This window comes from Bradyrhizobium sp. BR 1433 (assembly GCF_051547665.1).
Lineage (GTDB): Bacteria > Pseudomonadota > Alphaproteobacteria > Rhizobiales > Xanthobacteraceae > Bradyrhizobium > Bradyrhizobium australafricanum.
This window is the reverse complement of the sequence record NZ_JBPUGG010000001.1, coordinates 2,298,122-2,316,290: the sequence shown is the minus strand read 5'-3', so window position 1 is coordinate 2,316,290 and position 18,169 is coordinate 2,298,122. Positions and strand designations below refer to the sequence as shown.

At 63.5% G+C, this 18,169-nt stretch carries 19 protein-coding genes; 15 read left to right on the top strand and 4 right to left on the bottom strand.

Features of this window, described 5'->3' with window-relative positions:
- Positions 1-14: 14 nt before the first annotated feature.
- Positions 15-1,307, bottom strand: coding sequence for an adenylate/guanylate cyclase domain-containing protein (locus ACSKB9_RS11675; RefSeq protein ID WP_438073277.1), 1,293 nt, complete (start codon positions 1,305-1,307; stop codon positions 15-17).
- 244 nt (positions 1,308-1,551) lie between these two features.
- Between ACSKB9_RS11675 and ACSKB9_RS11670 the strand changes: the two genes are divergently transcribed.
- Positions 1,552-2,049 (top strand): cupin domain-containing protein, encoded by a 498-nt coding sequence (locus ACSKB9_RS11670; protein ID WP_438073275.1) that lies wholly within the window; start codon positions 1,552-1,554, stop codon positions 2,047-2,049.
- A gap of 49 nt (positions 2,050-2,098) precedes the next feature.
- Here ACSKB9_RS11670 and ACSKB9_RS11665 read toward each other — a convergent pair whose 3' ends face one another.
- Complete coding sequence (locus ACSKB9_RS11665) at positions 2,099-2,548, bottom strand: cupin domain-containing protein (protein WP_438073273.1); 450 nt, start codon at positions 2,546-2,548, stop codon at positions 2,099-2,101.
- Positions 2,549-2,730: 182 nt separating this feature from the next.
- Between ACSKB9_RS11665 and ACSKB9_RS11660 the strand changes: the two genes are divergently transcribed.
- The 14 genes from ACSKB9_RS11660 (at position 2,731) to ACSKB9_RS11595 (ending at position 16,483) form a co-directional block, all read left to right on the top strand.
- A complete protein-coding gene (locus ACSKB9_RS11660) occupies positions 2,731-3,756 on the top strand; it encodes an ABC transporter substrate-binding protein (RefSeq protein ID WP_229190068.1) in 1,026 nt (341 codons plus the stop codon).
- Between the two features lie 12 nt (positions 3,757-3,768).
- The gene (locus tag ACSKB9_RS11655; protein WP_438073271.1) at positions 3,769-4,470 is read left to right on the top strand and encodes an NUDIX hydrolase; all 702 of its coding nucleotides are present in this window, start codon (positions 3,769-3,771) and stop codon (positions 4,468-4,470) included.
- A 15-nt stretch (positions 4,471-4,485) separates the two neighbouring features.
- A complete protein-coding gene (locus ACSKB9_RS11650) occupies positions 4,486-5,250 on the top strand; it encodes a substrate-binding domain-containing protein (protein WP_438073269.1) in 765 nt (254 codons plus the stop codon).
- A gap of 172 nt (positions 5,251-5,422) precedes the next feature.
- On the top strand, positions 5,423-6,385 hold the full coding sequence (locus ACSKB9_RS11645) for an ABC transporter substrate-binding protein (protein ID WP_438073267.1): 963 nt from the start codon (positions 5,423-5,425) through the stop codon (positions 6,383-6,385).
- Between the two features lie 8 nt (positions 6,386-6,393).
- Positions 6,394-6,732 carry a hypothetical protein gene (locus ACSKB9_RS11640; protein ID WP_438073265.1) on the top strand — a complete coding sequence of 113 codons (339 nt, stop codon included), beginning with the start codon at positions 6,394-6,396 and terminating at the stop codon, positions 6,730-6,732.
- Positions 6,733-6,754: 22 nt separating this feature from the next.
- Positions 6,755-7,528 (top strand): ABC transporter ATP-binding protein, encoded by a 774-nt coding sequence (locus ACSKB9_RS11635; protein ID WP_438073263.1) that lies wholly within the window; start codon positions 6,755-6,757, stop codon positions 7,526-7,528.
- Positions 7,529-7,532: 4 nt separating this feature from the next.
- A complete protein-coding gene (locus tag ACSKB9_RS11630; RefSeq protein WP_057015112.1) occupies positions 7,533-8,237 on the top strand; it encodes an ABC transporter ATP-binding protein in 705 nt (234 codons plus the stop codon).
- A 231-nt stretch (positions 8,238-8,468) separates the two neighbouring features.
- Positions 8,469-9,350 carry a branched-chain amino acid ABC transporter permease gene (locus ACSKB9_RS11625; protein ID WP_438073262.1) on the top strand — a complete coding sequence of 294 codons (882 nt, stop codon included), beginning with the start codon at positions 8,469-8,471 and terminating at the stop codon, positions 9,348-9,350.
- A complete protein-coding gene (locus tag ACSKB9_RS11620) occupies positions 9,347-10,357 on the top strand; it encodes a branched-chain amino acid ABC transporter permease (RefSeq protein ID WP_438073260.1) in 1,011 nt (336 codons plus the stop codon). Before ACSKB9_RS11625 ends, ACSKB9_RS11620 begins: the two co-directional genes overlap by 4 nt.
- Positions 10,323-11,264, top strand: a complete 942-nt coding sequence (locus ACSKB9_RS11615) for a polyphosphate kinase 2 family protein (RefSeq protein ID WP_438073258.1) — start codon at positions 10,323-10,325, stop codon at positions 11,262-11,264. The genes ACSKB9_RS11620 and ACSKB9_RS11615 overlap by 35 nt, the downstream gene beginning before the upstream one ends.
- Before the next feature lie 405 nt (positions 11,265-11,669).
- Positions 11,670-12,371, top strand: a complete 702-nt coding sequence (locus ACSKB9_RS11610; protein WP_438073256.1) for a phosphatase PAP2 family protein — start codon at positions 11,670-11,672, stop codon at positions 12,369-12,371.
- Positions 12,372-12,780: 409 nt separating this feature from the next.
- The gene (locus ACSKB9_RS11605; RefSeq protein ID WP_438073254.1) at positions 12,781-14,340 is read left to right on the top strand and encodes a 2-isopropylmalate synthase; all 1,560 of its coding nucleotides are present in this window, start codon (positions 12,781-12,783) and stop codon (positions 14,338-14,340) included.
- 318 nt (positions 14,341-14,658) lie between these two features.
- Complete coding sequence (locus ACSKB9_RS11600; RefSeq protein WP_438073252.1) at positions 14,659-15,651, top strand: LysR substrate-binding domain-containing protein; 993 nt, start codon at positions 14,659-14,661, stop codon at positions 15,649-15,651.
- A gap of 193 nt (positions 15,652-15,844) precedes the next feature.
- Positions 15,845-16,483, top strand: a complete 639-nt coding sequence (locus ACSKB9_RS11595; protein WP_157348181.1) for an HD domain-containing protein — start codon at positions 15,845-15,847, stop codon at positions 16,481-16,483.
- Positions 16,484-16,599: 116 nt separating this feature from the next.
- Here ACSKB9_RS11595 and mobA read toward each other — a convergent pair whose 3' ends face one another.
- Positions 16,600-17,232, bottom strand: a complete 633-nt coding sequence (gene mobA / locus ACSKB9_RS11590; RefSeq protein WP_438073250.1) for a molybdenum cofactor guanylyltransferase MobA — start codon at positions 17,230-17,232, stop codon at positions 16,600-16,602.
- Positions 17,225-18,109, bottom strand: a complete 885-nt coding sequence (locus ACSKB9_RS11585) for a formate dehydrogenase accessory sulfurtransferase FdhD (RefSeq protein ID WP_438073249.1) — start codon at positions 18,107-18,109, stop codon at positions 17,225-17,227. The genes mobA and ACSKB9_RS11585 overlap by 8 nt, the downstream gene beginning before the upstream one ends.
- Positions 18,110-18,169: the final 60 nt, after the last annotated feature.

Sequence of the window (18,169 nt, the reverse complement as noted above, 5' to 3'; positions counted from 1 at the left end):
CTGCGAACGCGCCATCAGCAATCCGAAGTCAGCCGCGAACCGCCGATACGCCTGTACTCCGCCAGGAATAGGTCGTTGGGCAGCTGGCCGTCGCCGTCGCGCGAATATTCCTTCCTCAGACCATTGAGAAGGAACATTGCGTGCGCGTGCTCGTGCTTGGTCTCGACGGGGCCGCGCGATTCCAGTTCGAACAGCCTGCGGACATGTCCGGCGACGGTCTCCGAGACGTTGATTTGCCCCGCGACCCCGAACGCTTCCATGAACCACGCGGTGTTGACCGCATCACCCCAGATATCGAAGGTCATCCGGCGGTTGCCGACAACGCCGGAAATGACTGGTCCGGTATGGATGCCGATGCGCAATTGCAGAGCCTGTTCGCCGATCGCTTCGTGTTCCGCCCTCAAGCGACCGAGCCGGGCCCGCATCTCCAGAGCCGCCAGGCAAACGTCGATCGGATGCCGTCGGTCGGGCGCAAGCACGCCGGCGACCGCCATGTAAGCGTCGCCCATGGTCTTGACCTTCTCCAAGCCATATCGGACGCCGATCTCGTCCAGGGCCGAGAAATACTTGTCGAGGAGATCGATGAGCCTGGCCGGCTCGGTCTGTTCGGCCAGCAGGGTAAAGCCCTGGATATCCGCAAACAGAATGGTCGCGGACCGTGTGTATTTGGGCTGAACCTTGCCGCTGCGCTTCAGCTCGTCGGCGATCGGCGTCGGCAAGACGTTGCGCAACAGCTCTTCGGCGCGCGCGCTCTCGGCCGCGGTCTCGAGTCGTGACTGCTTCAGCTCGTTGATCGATTGCCGGTATTCGATCAGCTTTCGACGAAGCTCGAGTTGTGCCAGCACTTGATGCGACAGCATTCGCAGCGCTTCCGTCTGCTCGAACGACAGCTGCCGCGGCGCGAAATCCATCACGCAAAGCGTGCCTAACGCATACCCTTCATCGGTAATGAGCGGCATGCCGCAATAGAAGCGGCATGGCGGCACCAGGGCCGTCATCGGGCTGTTGTCAAAGCGTGGATCCTGCTTCAGGTCGGGCACGACGAACAGCTCGGTGCCGCAGATCGTCGTTGTGCAGACGGCAGTTTCGCGCGGTGCGTCGGATATTTCGGCCGGCAGACCATATCTTGCCTTCAGCCAGCGCCGGTCGTCATCGATAAAACTGATGTAGGAGACCGGGCAGCTACAGATCTGGGCCGCAAGCTCGGCGATTTCATCGTAAGCCGCTTCCGGCGCGCTATCGATAATGTCGAGTGCATGCAGCGCAACCAATCGTTCGGTTTCGTTTGTGGGGGCCGTTGGCGGCATATTGGTCTCCACCGCGGAGAACCTGAGACGGACCTCCCGCCTTCCGAAAGCCAGGCGGCGCGGTCCCCATTCATTTGGGAAAGCGTTGCAGGTGCGACAAGGGCGTTCCGTTCAGGGACAAGATTGGTTCCACGCTAACCCTGCCAGAGCGGATCACATTCCTTTGGGGGGAACGTTGCAACGACGAACGGGTTCACTTCCGCTGCAATACTTCGTGTTTCGCGTTGATCCGGAGGGAACCGCCATGAACACTGATACAAGCCGCGATCTTTCGCAGTTGAGCCCGTTGTTCCGGACGCCGGGCACGGGACTCACGCTCGACGTGCTCGGTGTGACGCATCGCTACAAGGCGATGGCGAGCGATACCGGTCAGCAATTCTCGATCTGGGAATCGATCGTGCCGCCGGGCCGCGGGGCGCCGGCGCACACGCACACCCGTGAGGACGAAGCATTCTTTGTGTTGAGTGGCGAGGTGCTCGTTGAGGTCGAAGGCACGGACGAGCCAGTGCGCCTTGGCACCGGCGCATTTTTCTTTGCCCCACGTCATCGGCGCCACGGCTACCGCAATGTGAGCAACGATGCGGCGCGCCTGCTCGTGTTCGCGATGCCGGGCGCCGGCCTCGATCGCATGTTCGCCGCCTTCGACGAATTGGGCAAGCGGAGCGGACATAAGCCAGATATCGAGGCCATTGCTCCAATTGCCGAGCAGTATGGTGTCGCCATTCAACCGTCGTCCGGCTAGACGGGTGAAAGCTGCCGCGATTGCCGCCCGCGGATGCTACGTGCCGTAATCAATCCAGCAGCTTGGTATCATCCGGCGCCTGCGGCGGCGTCTTGATCGCGATGGCCTTGATGGCGCGGCCGTTCGGCTTGGTGCCGCCATGCGGCGTGCCCTTCGGGATCACGATCAGGTCGCCCGGCTTCACCGTCACTTCCTTGTCGCCGAGCCAGACCGTGCCGGTGCCTTCGAGGACGAACTGCATCTCGTTGGTGTTGGGATGCATGTGCTTCGGCACATTGCCGTCCTGGATCGAGACGGTGGCGCCGTCGGCCGAGACGAACATCTTGGAACGGAAGCTGACCTTGTTGGCATCGCCGAGCTTGTCGCCCTCCATCTCGCCGGTGTGGATGACCTGCGCCGTGATATTCTCGGCGGCGAGCGCCGGCCGCAGCAAATGGGTGACGCCACAGCCCGCGGCAAAGGCGGTAGCGATCGACAGCGCGGTTGCAATACGATTCATGAAGACCTCCCCTGATGTTTCCCTTGAAGTATTCTTGGTGCTTTTGATTTTGGCGCTTCTTCGGCGTTTTCTTGTAGCCCCGATGCTATGCCGCCGCCGCAGGCTTGCCCAGTTGTCGGAAAGTCGCCTTCTCAAGGCCTGCCGGCTCCTCTATCTTGCCGGCCAGGCGAACGGAGGACGTCATGAACAAACTGCTTGGCAAGCTTGCCGGAATGCTGCTGGCGCTGACCCTGTCCACGGGCCTTGCCGCGGCGCAAAGCAAGATCACCATCGCGGTCGGGGGCGGCGCTTGCCTGTGCTATCTGCCCACCGTGCTGGCCAAGCAGCTTGGCGAATACGACAAGGCCGGGCTTGCGGTCGAACTGGTCGACCTCAAGGGCGGCTCGGACGCGCTCAAGGCCGTGCTCGGTGGCAGCGCCGACGTCGTCTCCGGCTATTTCGACCACTGCGTCAATCTTGCGGCCAAGAAGCAGGAGCTGCAGGCCTTCGTGGTCTATGACCGCTATCCCGGCCTCGTGCTGGTGGTGTCGCCGAAGCACACCGGCGAGATCAACTCGATCAAGGATCTCGCCGGCAAGAAGGTCGGCGTCAGCGCGCCGGGCTCCTCGACCGATTTCTTCCTGAAATATCTCTTGAAGAAGAACGGCCTCGATCCTACGGGCACCGCTGTGATCGGCGTCGGCCTCGGCGCCACTGCGGTGGCCGCGATGGAGCAGGGCCAGATCGACGCCGCCGTGATGCTCGATCCTGCCGTCACCGTGCTGCAGGGCAGCTACAAGGACCTCAAGATCCTCAGCGACACCCGCACCCAGCACGACACGCTTGCGGTGTTCGGCGGCGAATATCCCGGCGGCGCGCTGTATTCGACCGCGGCCTGGGTCAACGGCCACGAGAAGGAGGTGCAGGCGCTGACCAATGCGATCATGGCGACGCTGGCCTGGATCCATTCGCACAGCGCCGAAGACATCATGGCCAAGATGCCCGACGAGCTCGTCGGCAAGGACAAGGCGCAGTATCTCGCGGCCCTGAAGAACACGATCCCGATGTATTCCGAGACCGGCAAGATGGACCCCAAGGGCGCGGAAGCCGTGCTCGCGGTGTTCAGCGAGGGCTCGCCCGATGTCGCCAAAGCCGGCATCGACGTCACCAAGACCTACACCAACAAGTTCGTCGACCAGGTCAAGAAGACGACCGGAAACGCGAAGTAAACACGTTCGGATATGCAGTCTCCGCTCATTTGTCGTGTCACCGCGCTCGACCTTGCCTTGCAGCGGCGCCCCTGGCCGTTCGCGGACGAGCGGCGCGCCGAGATCGACGCGCATTTCGCCGAGCAGCAGCGGCTGAACCCGAACCTGTGGAACGGCCGTGTGCTGCTCGGGCGCGATCCGGTCTTCGCCGGCGAGCGGCTCAGCGCGAGCTATTTCGAGACCGATTTCGCGAGCTTCCTCGCCTGGCGCGACTGGGGCTTTCCGGACCACGAGGTGTTCAACGGTTTCGGCATGGGGGCGCTGCTCGCCAGCGACGGCGCCTTCGTGTGCGGGGTGATGGGCGAGCAGACCGCGAATGCCGGGCGCATCTATTTCCCGTCAGGGACGCCCGATCTCGACGATATCAGGGGCGACACTGTCGATATCGCCGGCAGCGTGATGCGCGAGCTCGAGGAGGAGACGGGACTGTTGCCGTCGGATTGCCGCGGCGACGCCGACTGGCACTGCATCTACACCGGGCCTGCGCTTGCAATGATGCAGATCCTGCGCGTCGATATGCCTGGTGACGCGTTGCGGGCGCGGATCGAGGCCAATCTCGCGCGCCAGGCAAATCCCGAGCTTGCCGGCATCCATCTGGTGCGCAGCCGCGCCGATCTCACTCCGGCAATGCCGCGCTTCGTCACCGCGTTCATCGAGACGCAGCTGCCGGCCTAGGCAAAGGAATGCGCAATGACCGGTCAAGCCACCGCTGCCGCCGCATTGACACCGGCAATCGCCGACGGTCCTAAAACGATCAAGGTCATCATTTCGGGTGGCTTCGCCGCGGTCTACCGAGACGTGCTGCCTGAATTCGAGCGAAGCACGGGCATGAGGGTGGAGACCGGATCGGGCGCGTCGGAGGGGACCGGTCCGAAGACGATCAGGCACCAGCTTGCGAACGGCACCAAAGTGGACGTGGTTATCCTTTCGCGTGAGGGACTTCGAAGTCTGATCGAAGATGGCCGAATTCTTGTGGGATCGGAAGCCGGACTGGCGACGGCACCTTTGGCCGCGGCGGTTCGGGCGGGCTCTTCCAGGCCGGACATCGGCAACGGTGCCGCCCTCAGGCAGGCTTTGATCGACGCCGGCCAGGTGGTGGCGCCCAGCAGCACGAGCGGACAGTACGTCCGCGACAAGGTTTTCCCCAGGTTGAACTTGCCGGACACGGTCAGGCTCACCCTCGAGGCGCGCGGAACCGAGGCGGCCGAAGCGCTTAGAGCAGGCAAGGCAAATCTCTCGATCTGTCCGACCAGCGAACTGGTTCAGGAGAGCGGCATCGAAGTTGTCGGCCTGCTGCCGCCAGATTTCCAGCTGGTCCAGACCTTCACGGCCGCGATCGTCAGCGACGCGCAAGCGCCGGAAGCCGCCAAGCGCCTGATCAATTTTCTTGTCTCGGACAGCGATATCTTGCTCGCGGCCATCAAACGGGCCGGCATGGAACGGCCCCGCGGATAAATTGCCGCTCACGCGCGCCCGAGCACCGTGCGTCGGCACCGTTCCGCCGAAACTTTGCGCAAGCCTGCGCGGTGCGGACGCAGCCATCGCGCTTGACATCATCGGCCGCTCCCCCTGTGATAGGGCGGCACGACAACAAAAAATGCAGTGCACAATCTCTGGGGAGGGATTCATGCCGGTCAGGAGGGCTGCCCGCTGGCTTGCGGGTCTATCTGTCGCGCTTGCGGCGCTTGGTGTGGCCAATGCAGCGCATGCGCAGGACAAGAAGATCAAGATCGGCGTGATCTTCGATTTGACCGGCCCGCTGGCCGGCGGCGGCTCCGAGCTGCAATACACCGGCGTCAAGATCATGCTCGACCATTACGCCAAGACCGGCGTCGAGGGTTACAAGGTCGAGGCCGTCTATGCCGACGCGCAGAGCAAGCCCGACATCGCGATCAACGAGGCCGTCCGCCTGCTCGAGCAGGAAAAGGTCGACATGGTGATGGGCTTCTTCTCCTCGGCGCAATGCGTGCCGGTGTCGGCGCGGGTCGAGCAGATGAAGAAGTTCATGTGGATCACGACCTGCATTTCCTCCGGCGTGTTCGACGGCAAGAACTACAAATACGTGTTCCGTCCGCAGGCCGCCGGCAACCAGTACGGCATGATGACGACCGACTTCATCGCGCAATACTCCATGTCCAAGTTCGGCAAGGAGCCGAAGGATCTCCGCGTCGCCATCATCCATGAGGACGGCGCCTATGGCGTCGACGTCTCCAAGGGCAATGAGGCCGGCGCCAAGAAGGCCGGCTTCAACATCGTGCTCAAGGAGGGTTATTCGGCGACCGCGCCCGATCTGTCGGCGCTGGTGACCAAGCTGAAGCGCGCCAAGCCCGACGTGATCTTCCACACCGGCTACAATCCGGACATTACCCTGCTGTTCCGCCAGGCCCGCGAGCAGGGATTGAAGTTCGGCGCCATTGTCGGCCATGGCGCGGGCTACGGCGTCTACGAAAAGCTGAAGGAAGGGCTCGGCACCGACGCCAACTATCTCTTCAACACCGACCCGATCTCGATCTGGCTTGCCAACCAGAAGAACATGGATCCCAAGCTGCCGCCGGTCATCAAGATGGTCGGCGAGGAGTTGACCGGCTGAAGCCCGGCGTGCCGATCCGATCCGCCCATGTCGGCATCGGCGCGGCCAACGCCTATGTCTTCCTCGACGACGTCTTGCCGCGCGCGATCAAGAAGTATGGCGGCGTCGATCCGGATGCGCTGCGCAAGGCCGCGCTCGACACCGACATACCCGAGGGCGGCACCATGCTCGGCTATGGCGTGAAGTTCTATGGCGAGGGAGAGCAGTATGCCGGGCAGAACGCGCGCTCGTTCCCGGTGGTGCTGCAATATATCGACGACAAATCCTATGTGGTGTGGCCGAAGAGCCAGATGCAGCGCGAGACCGAGCTGCCGCTGCCGGCCGGCACCACCTACAGCTACAAATAGCTCGCTCGCGAAGGGAACTGCCGTGCTCGCCGTCGAAGGCCTGGTCAAGCGGTTTGGCGGCTTTCGTGCCGTCAGCAACGTGTCGTTCCGCGTCGAGCAGGGCGAGATCCTCGGCCTGATCGGCCCGAACGGCTCGGGCAAGAGCACGATCTTCAACATGCTCTCGGGCACCTTGCCGCCGACCTCCGGCTCGATCCTGTTCGACGGCCACGAGATCGCGGGGCTCGCCCCGCACCGGATCATCAACCGTGGCATCGGCCGAACCTTTCAGATCCCGCGGCCGTTCCATCGCCTCAGCATCTTCGAGAACGTCGTGCTCGCCGGCTTCTACGGCCAGGGCCGCCACAGCCGCGGCAAGGCCGAGGAGGCGGCCGAGCGGGCGCTCGCGATGGTCGGGCTGCCGACCGATCGTCACGCCAGCGTCGAGGGCCTGGGCGCCGCCGGGTTGAAGAAGCTCGAACTCGCCAAGGCGCTCGCCACCGGCCCGAAGCTGTTGCTCGCGGATGAGAGCCTTGGCGGCCTTGACGAGGCCGAGATGGACCAGGCCGCCGACATGCTGCGCCGGATCCGCGACGAGCTCGGCATCACCATCATCTGGGTCGAGCACATCATGGGCGTATTGATGCGCGTGGTCGATCGCGTGATGGTGCTCGATCACGGCGAGAAGATCGCCGAGGGCCTGCCGGCCGATGTCGCCGGCGACGCAAGAGTGATCGAGGTCTATCTCGGCACCGATGCGGATGCGAGCCTCGCAGCCGCGGCCGCAGCCCAGGCGCGGCGCCGGATCGGGGCGTGAGCGCATGCTGGAATTGAGATCGATCGACGCGGGCTATGGCAGCTTCCAGGCGCTGTTCGACGTCAGCCTCGACGTCAAGGCGGGCGAGGCGGTCGGCGTGATCGGCCCGAACGGCGCCGGCAAGACCACCTTGATGCGGGTGATCTCAGGGTTGATCCGCCCGATCAGGGGCACGATCGCGATGGAAGGCGTGAACGTCATCGCGACGCCCCCGCATCGCATCGTCAGCCTCGGAATCGCGCATGTGCCGGAAAATCGCCGGCTGTTTCCCCGGCTCACCGTCGCCGACAACCTGAAGATGGGCGCCTACATGCCCGGTGCCCGCGCGCATTACGCCGAGCGGCTGGAGTTCGTGTTCGAGCTGTTTCCGCGCATGAAGGAGCGCCAGCACCAGATGGCCGGCACGATGTCGGGCGGCGAGCAGCAGATGTGCGCGATTGGCCGTGCGCTGATGTCGAACCCGAAACTGCTGCTGCTCGACGAGCCGTCGGCTGGCCTCGCGCCGGTCGTGGTGCAGCAGGTGTTCGAGCTCGTCAAGCGCATCCGCTCAAGCGGGCTGACGGTGCTGATCGTCGAGCAGAACGTGCAGCAGGTGCTGCGCGTGGTCGACCGCGCCTATCTGCTGGAAGCCGGCAGCATCCGCGCCGCCGGGTCAGCGGCGGAGCTCGCGGCGAGCGACACCATCAAGCAGGCGTATTTGGGGGTGTGAGGGGGTAATGATCGTGAATCGAGCAAGCGCACTCACATATTTCCAGTCATCCCCGGACGAACGCGTTTGCGTTCGCTCGGGAGGTGCGCGCTCTTGCGCGCCTCGAAGGATGAATCGGCCACAAACGGGCCGTGCATCCTTCTAGGCTCGCTCCGCTCGCACCTCGGGATGACGGTTGCGCTAGTTCGAGTTCGGCCAGATGACGACGCCTCGGTCTAAGGCAGAGCCACCATGCAATCCTTCCTCGACATCTTCGACATCTACCTGCTGGAGGCCGTCATCAACGGCATCCTGCTCGGCGGCGTGCTGGCGCTGCTTGCGCTCGGGCTCAACCTGATCTTCGGCGTCATCGACGTCACCTGGATTTGCTACGCCGAGCTCGTGATGATCGGCATGTACGGCATGTACTATCTCGTGCAGTACTACGGCCTGCCATACTGGGCGGCCGCGCCGCTGGTGATCCTGCTGGTGGCGCTGCTCGGCGGCGCGCTGCATTTCTTCGTGATTGCGCCGCTGCTGACCGCACCGCCGATCAACCAGCTGCTCGCTACCGGCGGCGTGCTGTTCATCCTGCAGAGCTTTGCCACGGTCGCCTTCGGCATCGACTTCCGCAATCTTGGCATCCGCCTGCCGGTGCTCGCGCTCGGCGAGATGAATTTCAGCTACGCGCGGCTGCTGTCGTTCGCCGCCGCGCTGCTCGGCATGATCGGCGTCTATCTGTTCCTGACCCGCACCTTCACCGGCACCGCGATCCGCGCCATCGCGCAGGACCGCCAGATCATGCCGCTGATGGGCGTCGACCCCAAGCGCATCTATCTCGTTACCTCGGCGATCGGCGGCGGGCTTGCCGGCCTCGCCGCCTGCCTCCTGGTGCTGCAATATGACGTGCATCCGTTCGTCGGCCTGTCGTTCGGGCCGATCACCTTCCTGATCTGCGTGCTAGGCGGGCTCGGCAATTTCTTCGGCGGCTTCATCGCCGCCTTCGTGTTCGCCGAGATCATCTCGCTCGGCGGCCTGTTCTCCGATCTCGAATGGGGCTACGTGCTGGCCTTCGCCTTCTTCATCGTCATGATGTTCATCCGGCCCGCGGGCCTGCTGGCGAGGCGCTCGTGAACAGGCAAGCCGCCGGCTGGATCATCGCGCTGATCGCGCTCGTCGCGGTGCCCTTCGTGCATCGCGATCCCTATCATCTGCACGTGCTGGTGCTGATCCTGATCTGGTCGTTCGCCTACACCTCGTGGTCGATCATGGGGCGCTTCGGCCTGGTCTCGCTCGGCCATGGCGGCTTCATGGGCATCGGCGCCTATGTCACCGCGCTGCTGTGGAACCATCTCGGCGTGTCGCCCTGGATCGGCATTCCCGTCAGCATGGCGACCGCCGGCGTGCTCGCGCTCGTCGTCGCCTATCCCTGCTTTCGCTTTCGCATCACCGGGCATTATTTCGTGCTGGTGACGCTGGCGCTGTCGGGCATCGTGCTGCAGGTCATCACCGCGACTCGCGACTACACCGGCGGCTCGCTCGGCTACACGCCGCAGCGCGCGCCGAGCGGCAAGGGGCTGCTCGCGCTGCAATTCGACGACAAGACCACCTGGTATCTGATCGCGCTCGCGGTCTGGCTCGCCGGCCTCGTGATCTGGCGCGCGATCGATCGCAGCATGATCCGCCATGCCATGGAGGCGATCTCGGAAGACGAGGACGCCGCCGCCGCCGCGGGCGTCAACGTCACCGCCGAGAAGCTCAAGATCACCCTGATCAGCGCGCTGATGACCGCGCTGTCGGGCGCGCTCTACTGCCAGTACCAGATGTTCATCTCGCCCGACACGGTGAGCGGCATCGCGGTCTCCCTGCAGATGGTGTTCGCGGCGATCGTCGGCGGCGTCTATGTCGCGCTGGGACCGACGGTCGGCGCCGTCATCACGATCGTGCTGGCCGAGGTGCTGCGCATCTCTTTCGGCACCAAGGCGGTCGGCTGGGACAATCTGGTCTATGGCGTGCTGCTGGTGCTGTTCATCATCTTCCTGCCCAAGGGCATTCTTGGTGGCGTGATCGACCGGATCAAATCGCCACGCAAGCCGTCGAGAAGCCATGAGCAACAAACCGTCCCCATCGCTCGCCGATGAACTGAAGCCCTTGGTCGCGCCGTTCCGCTTCGACGGGTCGGACGAATTTCACCTCAAATCGTATCCGACCGCCGAGAAGGGCGGCATCGACAAGGACGCCGGCGGCAAGATCATCGAGGCCAACCGCAAGCGGCTCAACGACTTCCAGGAGAAGCTCTACGCCCAGGATCGCTGGTCGCTGCTCTTGATCTTCCAGGGCATGGATGCCGCCGGCAAGGATTCCGCGATCAAGAGCGTGTTCGAGGGCGTCAATCCGCAGGGCTGCGAGGTTTCTTCCTTCAAGCAGCCCTCGACCCGGGAGCTCGATCACGACTTCATGTGGCGCGCGATGATCGCGCTGCCGGAACGCGGCCGCATCGGCATCTTCAACCGCTCCTATTACGAGGAGTGCCTGGTGGTGCGGGTGCATCCGGAAGTGCTCGACAAGCAGAAGATCCCGAAGCGCCTGGTCACCAAGAACATCTGGCGCGAGCGCTTCGAGGACATTGCGGCGATCGAGCGCTATCTGTCGCGCAACGGCACCGTGATCCTGAAATTCTTCCTCAACGTCTCCAAGGAGGAGCAGCGCCAGCGCTTCCTCGACCGGCTCGAGGAGCCGGCCAAGAACTGGAAGTTCTCGATGGCCGATGTCGCCGAGCGCAAGCTGTGGGCCAAATATCAGGCCGCCTATCAGGACATGATCCATCACACCGCAACCAAAGAGGCGCCCTGGCACATCGTGCCCGCCGACCACAAATGGTTCGCCCGCGTCGTGATCGGCTCGACCATCGTCAACGCCCTCGACGGGCTCGACCTGAAATTCCCTGAAGTCGACAAGGCCGACTTAAGCGAATTCAAGCGCGTCCGCGCGGCGCTGGAGGCGGAAGGCAAGGGCGGGGCGGGCGAGAAGACGTCTGCAAAGAAGTAGGCGCCGCGTCCCATGTTTGTCGCATGCGGATATTCCCAGCGCGTACCGGCCGCTCGCAAGGCAATCTTAATGAATTGACGCAACATGGGGGCAGGACAACCACAGATTTAGCGACAGGCAGTCACAACGCGAACGATGTCGCACTGACGGGCGTGCTATGGGCGCCTGTCCTGCTGTTCCTGGCTGGTTGCTTTGCTGCCTTCCATTGGTCCGGATTCCGGCACGTCGATGTCAATTGGGCCGGCTATGGCGGGATGGCAGCGATCTTGCTCAGCGCCTACCTCGTGACAAAGGGACTGCGAATCCAATTCGTCCAATTGTTCATAAACTGCTGGTCGCAGAATCTGGTGGTTGCGATCGCCGCGACGATGTTGACCTATGCCGCCGCGACAGTCGGCCGATCCCTTGATCGACGACCAATTGCTGCGTGCTGATCAGCTGATCGGATATGATTGGAGAGCTTATGTGGGGTTCTTCGCGGGCTCGGACACGATGGTCCGCATCGTGAGCGAATTCTATAACTCGATTTTTTATCTGCCCAATGTTGTGATCCTGGCGCTGGCCATCAAGAAGGATGTCAAGACGCTTGAGAAATTCATCCTGGCGGCGATCATATCACTGCTGCTGACGATTGGGATTTTTGCCCTGGTTCCGGCCACCACGGCGTGGACCCATCTGCATCTCAGCGATACCGAGATATCCTCGTTCCGGAATTTGCCGCTGTCGTCCGACGGCTGGATCGATGAGCTGATCCGGATTCGCGAAGGAAGCCTCAGAAGCCTGCGCAATTTCCAGGGCAAGGGACTGATCGCGTTTCCTAGCTTCCATTGCGCGGCAGCCCTGATCCTGATCTGGGCAAGCTGGAACATCCGCTGGCTGCGCATCCCGATGACGCTCGTCAATCTGGGCATGATCCTGGCAACGCCGATCGTCGGCGGTCACTACGTCGCGGACCTGATCGGCGGTCTGGTGATCACGATCGTGTCCGTGATCCTCGCTGGTTGGCTTCACACCTGGATGCTGCGGCACGTGGCTGTGGTCCGGCGAGGAGCATGGGCGATGATACCCGCGGTGCAACGAGCTGAGCCCCGGGCGGAAGTCAGGTGAGGGCGATCGCGCCCAAGCCATGCGGCAACGATAGGTCAACCCAACTGACCATCTTTACCCATTGCGGCAGCTTGCCATAATCGTCTAGAACGACGGCGCACAGCGCGTCCCGGCAACCAACCGTCAATGGTTTTGCCCGAGAATTTTGGCGCTCAACAGGGTCTGACAATGCTGATTCGCGGCCAAATTGATGGGATTTCGGGGGAGGTGGCCGAGGCTACCGCCACGATCCCTGCCGCAGCCCCCACCCTGCTTATTGGCGGGCTCCTTCTTACCTGCCCCTGAGGGCCGGCTGGGCGTTTGCGCCTGGGCACTCAGGGGTTTGTACGAGATCACCGAACCCTGATATCGCCCAAGTAATTGCTCAAGGAGCAACATGACGGGCGCCAAGCTTAAAGGAATTTCTGACATGGCCACCGCGAACAAGTCCGAGAAGGACCGCGTCATCATTTTCGACACCACCTTGCGCGACGGCGAGCAGTGCCCCGGCGCCACCATGACCTTCGAGGAGAAGCTCGAGGTTGCCGAGCTCCTGGACGACATGGGCGTCGACGTCATCGAAGCCGGCTTCCCGATCACCTCGGAAGGCGATTTCCAGGCGGTCAGCGAGATCGCCCGCCGCTCCAAGAACTCGGTCATCGCGGGCCTGTCCCGCGCCCATCCGGCCGATATCGACCGCTGCGCCGAAGCCGTGAAGTTCGCCCGCCGCGGCCGCGTCCACACCGTGATCGCGACCTCGCCGCTGCATATGCGGGTGAAGTTGAACAAGACCCCCGAGGAGGTCATCGAGACCTCGGTCGCGATGGTCGCCCGCGCCCGCAACCAGATCGACGACGTCGAATGGTCGGCCGAGGACGGCACCCGCAGCGAGATGGACTATCTGTGCCGGATCGTGGAAGCGGTGATCAAGGCCGGCGCCACCACGGTGAACATCCCCGATACCGTCGGCTACACGGTGCCGGAGGAATACACCCACTTCATGCGCACGCTGATCGAGCGCGTGCCGAACTCCGACAAGGCGATCTTCTCGGTGCATTGCCACAACGACCTCGGCATGGCGGTCGCGAACTCGCTGGCCGGCGTCGTCGGTGGCGCGCGGCAGGTCGAGTGCACCGTCAACGGCATCGGCGAGCGCGCCGGCAATGCCGCGCTGGAAGAGATCGTGATGGCGATCAATGTGCGGAACGACAAGTTTCCGCTCTGGAACAAGATCGACACCACGCAGCTCACCCGCGCCTCGAAGGTGGTGTCCGCGGCCACCTCGTTCCCGGTGCAGTACAACAAGGCAATCGTCGGCCGTAACGCGTTCGCGCATGAGAGCGGCATCCATCAGGACGGCGTGCTGAAGGACGCCTCGACCTACGAGATCATGCGGCCCGAGATGGTCGGCCTGAAGCAGTCCTCGCTGGTGCTCGGCAAGCATTCCGGCCGCCACGCCTTCATCCACAAGCTGGAGGAGATGGGCTACAAGCTCGGCGCCAACCAGCTGGAGGATGCCTTTACGCGGATGAAGGCGCTGGCCGACCGCAAGAAGGACATCTACGACGAGGACATCGAGGCGCTGGTCGACCAGGAGATGGCGGCCGCTCACGACCGCATCAAGCTGACCTCGCTGACCGTGATCGCCGGCACCCATGGCCCGCAGCGCGCGACCATGAAGCTCGACGTCGACGGCCAGATCAAGATCGAGGAGGCCGAGGGCAACGGCCCGGTCGACGCCGTCTTCAACTGCATCAAGCGCCTGGTGCCGCACGAGGCCAAGCTGGAGCTCTATCAGGTGCACGCGGTGACCGAAGGCACCGACGCGCAGGCCGAAGTCTCGGTGCGTCTGGCCCATGAAGGTCGCTCGATGACCGCCCGCGCCGCCGATCCGGACACGCTGGTCGCCTCCGCAAAGGCCTATCTCGGCGCGCTGAACAAGATCGTGATGAAGCGCCAGCGCGACGTCCCGGCCAAGGCCGCGGGCTGACGACCGAGATCGACCGACAAGTTGAAACGCGGCGCTCCGGCGCCGCGTTTTTCGTTTGGGCGTGCAGATCTAGAGCGAGAGTCCTCCGTCATTGCGAGCGTAGCGAAGCAATCCATCTCTCCGATTCCTGATACATGGATTGCTTCGTCGCTTCGCGCCTCGCAATGACGGCGGTAGTTGGCCCGATTGGAATATAATTAGATCATTCCGGTTGTCGTTGGAATAATTTACCAATATTCCGTCTCATCCCGCACTGCTTTGGAATCTTCCGCGCCATCTCCAGCGCTACGCTGCGTTCTTTCCCGGGGAACGCCGTCCATGCCGATCTCCTCCATCGTGACAGACCTTCCGCGCGCCGCCACGCCGGCGGAGACCGCGCTGACGCGCCGGGTCGACCTGACAACGCTTCGCCTGTTCGTCGCGGTCTGCGACGAGCAGAACCTCACCCGCGCCGCGCAGCGCGAGGGGATCGCGGCATCGGCGGTGTCGAAGCGGATGAACGATTTCGAGCTGGCGTTCGGCGTCACGCTGTTCAAGCGGCTCGCCAAGGGCATGGCGCTGACGCCGGCCGGCGAGGCGCTGCTGCACCACGCCCGGGTGACGCTGCTCAATGTCGAGAAGATCGCGGTCGAGCTGTCGGAATATTCGCAAGGCGTGCGCGGCCATGTCCGCATGCTCGCCAACCTCTCGGCGATCGTGCAATACCTGCCCGAGGATCTCTCCGCCTTCTTCGCCGCGCATGAATTACTCCGCGTCGATCTGCAGGAGCGGCCGAGCGGGCAGGTGGTGCGCGGCATCGAGGAGGGCGCGGCCGAGATCGGCATCTGCTCGGCCGAGGCCGACAGCCGCGCGCTCGAGGTCTTCCATTATCGCTACGACAATCTGGTGGTGGTGATGCGCGCCGACCATCGGCTGGCCGGCCGCGAGACATTGCTGTTCACCGAGACGCTCGATTTCGACCATATCGGCTTGCACACCGCGAGCTCGATCTATCTGCGCTCGCAATATGCGGCGACGCAAGCCGGCAAGGCGATGCGGCTGCGCATCAATGTGCCCGGCTTCGACGCGGTCTGCCGCATGGTGCAGGCCAATATGGGGCTCGGGCTGATCCCCGACCGCGCCTTCGAGGTGGTCGGCGCCGGCATGGGCCTTCGCGCGATCCCGCTGCGCGACGATTGGGGACGGCGCGAGCTGAAGATCGTGGTCCGCGACACCGCGCATCTGTCGGCAACCAGCCGTCTGATGCTGGACTATCTGCGGGCGGCGGAGGCAGGGGGCGTAGCGCGAATCGGCGTGGCCCAGGTGCGCTGAGCCTGACCTTGCATCAGCCTCACTATCTTCCTGCAAAATCTTCAAGCAGCGAAGGACTTCCGGTTTACCCTTTGCGGCTTACGTAGCGGATAACTATTCACCGCAGCGAGTTTGCCGCCGCGCGTCAATCCCGATGCTGTAGGGCAGCCAACGCATGTCCGGCGAGGCTACAGATAGAGGCAGGAGTGCGATGATGGCGGACACGATTTCCGGCATTCGAATCCCGGACAGCAAGATCGCGCGGGAGGCCGCCGAGTTGGTGCGGCAATATGAGACCGAGATGTTGTTCAATCACTCGGTCCGCGTGTTTGTGTTCGGCGCGCTCAAGGGCGCCAGGCAAAATCTGAAGTTCGACGCTGAACTGCTTTATGTTGCCGCGCTGTTTCATGATCTTGGCCTCGTCGATCATTTTCATACCGAGACCAAACGGTTTGAGGTCGACGGCGCCGATGCGGCGCGCAAATTTCTCAGGAGTCACGGCATCGCCGAGCCCAAAGCAGACCTGGTGTGGGAGGCGATCGCCTTGCACACCACGCCCGGCATTCCGCAATACATGCGGCCGGAGATCGCGCTCACCAATGCGGGCGTATTGGTCGATGCCGTCGGCGTCGGATACGATGACTACACCGCCGAGCAGCGCGACGGCGTCCTTGCCGCGTTGCCCCGCGGCGATTTCAAGAACGAGTTCATCGAGGTTCAGACCTGCTCGGCCCTGAAGAAGCCGCAGACCACGTTCGGCACTGTCAATTTCGACTTCGTCGCGGAGCGCGATCCCACATTTCACAGGCCGAACGCCTGCACCCGGATCCGCAACACGCCGTGGCCGAGCTGAGCCGGTCGGCGGACATCAGAGCGTTTTCGAGCGAAGTGGACGCCGGTTCGCGTGAAGAAAACGCGTCAAAACGAAGAATCTAAAGCTTCGGTTCTGATTCAATCAGAACCGATGCTCTATCCGCCGTCGAGCGCGGCGAGGCGGTCGGCTTCCGCGATGTCCTCGACGGTGTTGGCATTGAAGAACGGATCGAGCGGCTCGGTGGGCCACTCGACCGTTGCGAGCGGATAGCGCGCGGTCCAGCGGTCGATCTTGCGCACGTCCTCGACGACCAGCGCCTGGCGCAATTCATTCCGCAGGCGCACGCTCCAGAGGCCGATCACCGGATGCGTCTGCCCATCGGATGAAGCGACCGCGAGCTCGGCATTCTGCGCTCGACGCGCTTGTTCGAGGCGCGTGACGAGGTCGCGCGGCAGAAACGGACAGTCGCCCGCGGCGCTCAGCACCCATTGCGCATCCGGCCGGTTGGCGGCGGTCCAGTCGAGCGCGGCCAGGATGCCGGCGAGGGGACCCGGATTGTCGGCGACATCGTCGGCGACGACCGGAAGGTCGAACGCGGCGAAGCGCGCCGGGTCGCCATTGGCGTTGATGATCAGCCCACTGCATTGCGGGGCGAGACGGTCGATCACCCGTTGCAGAATGGTGCGGCCCGCGATCTTGCGCATCGGCTTGTCGCCGCCGCCCATCCGGCGCGCGAGGCCGCCGGCGAGCAGCACGCCCGGGATGCTAGTCCCCGGAATGTCAGTCATTGTCGGTCTCGCCCTTGCGCTTGTGACGCATCGATTCCTCTTCGACATAGTCGAGGTTCTGGTCGTAGACGATCCGCTCCTCGCCCGACAGCGCGATGAAGCGCTTGCCGCGGGCGCGACCGACCAGCGTCAACCCGACCTGCCGCGCCAGATCGACGCCCCATGCCGTGAATCCGGAGCGCGAGACCAGGATCGGGATCCCCATCCGCACCGTCTTGATCACCATCTCCGAGGTCAGCCGCCCTGTGGTGTAGAGAATTTTGTCGGCGGGATCGACATTGTGCCGGTAGATCCAGCCCGCGATCTTGTCGACGGCATTATGCCGGCCGACGTCCTCGGTGTAGCACACCGGCGTCGCCTCCTTGCACAGCACGCAGCCGTGGATGGCGCCGGCTTCCAGATAGAGCGACGGCATCGTGTTGATGGTGTGCGTCATCCGGTAGAGCCAGGAGGTCCGCAATTCGGCCTTCGGCAGCGCGACCTTCTCGACGGCTTCGAGCAGGTCGCCGAACGCCGTGCCCTGGGCGCAGCCCGAGGTCTGCGTGCGCTTCTTCAGCTTGGCCTCGAAATTGGTGTGGTGGGCGGTGCGCACCACGACAACCTCGAGATCGTCGTCATATTCGACCTCGGTGACGATGTCGTCGTATTTGAGCATGTTCTGGTTCAGCAGGTAGCCGAGCGCGAGGTATTCGGGGTAGTCGTTGATCGTCATCATCGTGACGATCTCCTGCGCGTTGAGATACAGCGTCAGCGGCCGCTCGACCGGCACCTTGATCTCGGTCCGCGCGCCGGTCTGATCGACGCCGACCACGCGCTCCGTCAGGCGCGGATCGTCCGGATCAGGAACAATGATGGGAGCGGCGGTTTTCTCGGGCACTGCTTGACGTCCAGATGGGTTCACATGGCAACGCAGCTGGGGATATAAGCACGTTCGGAG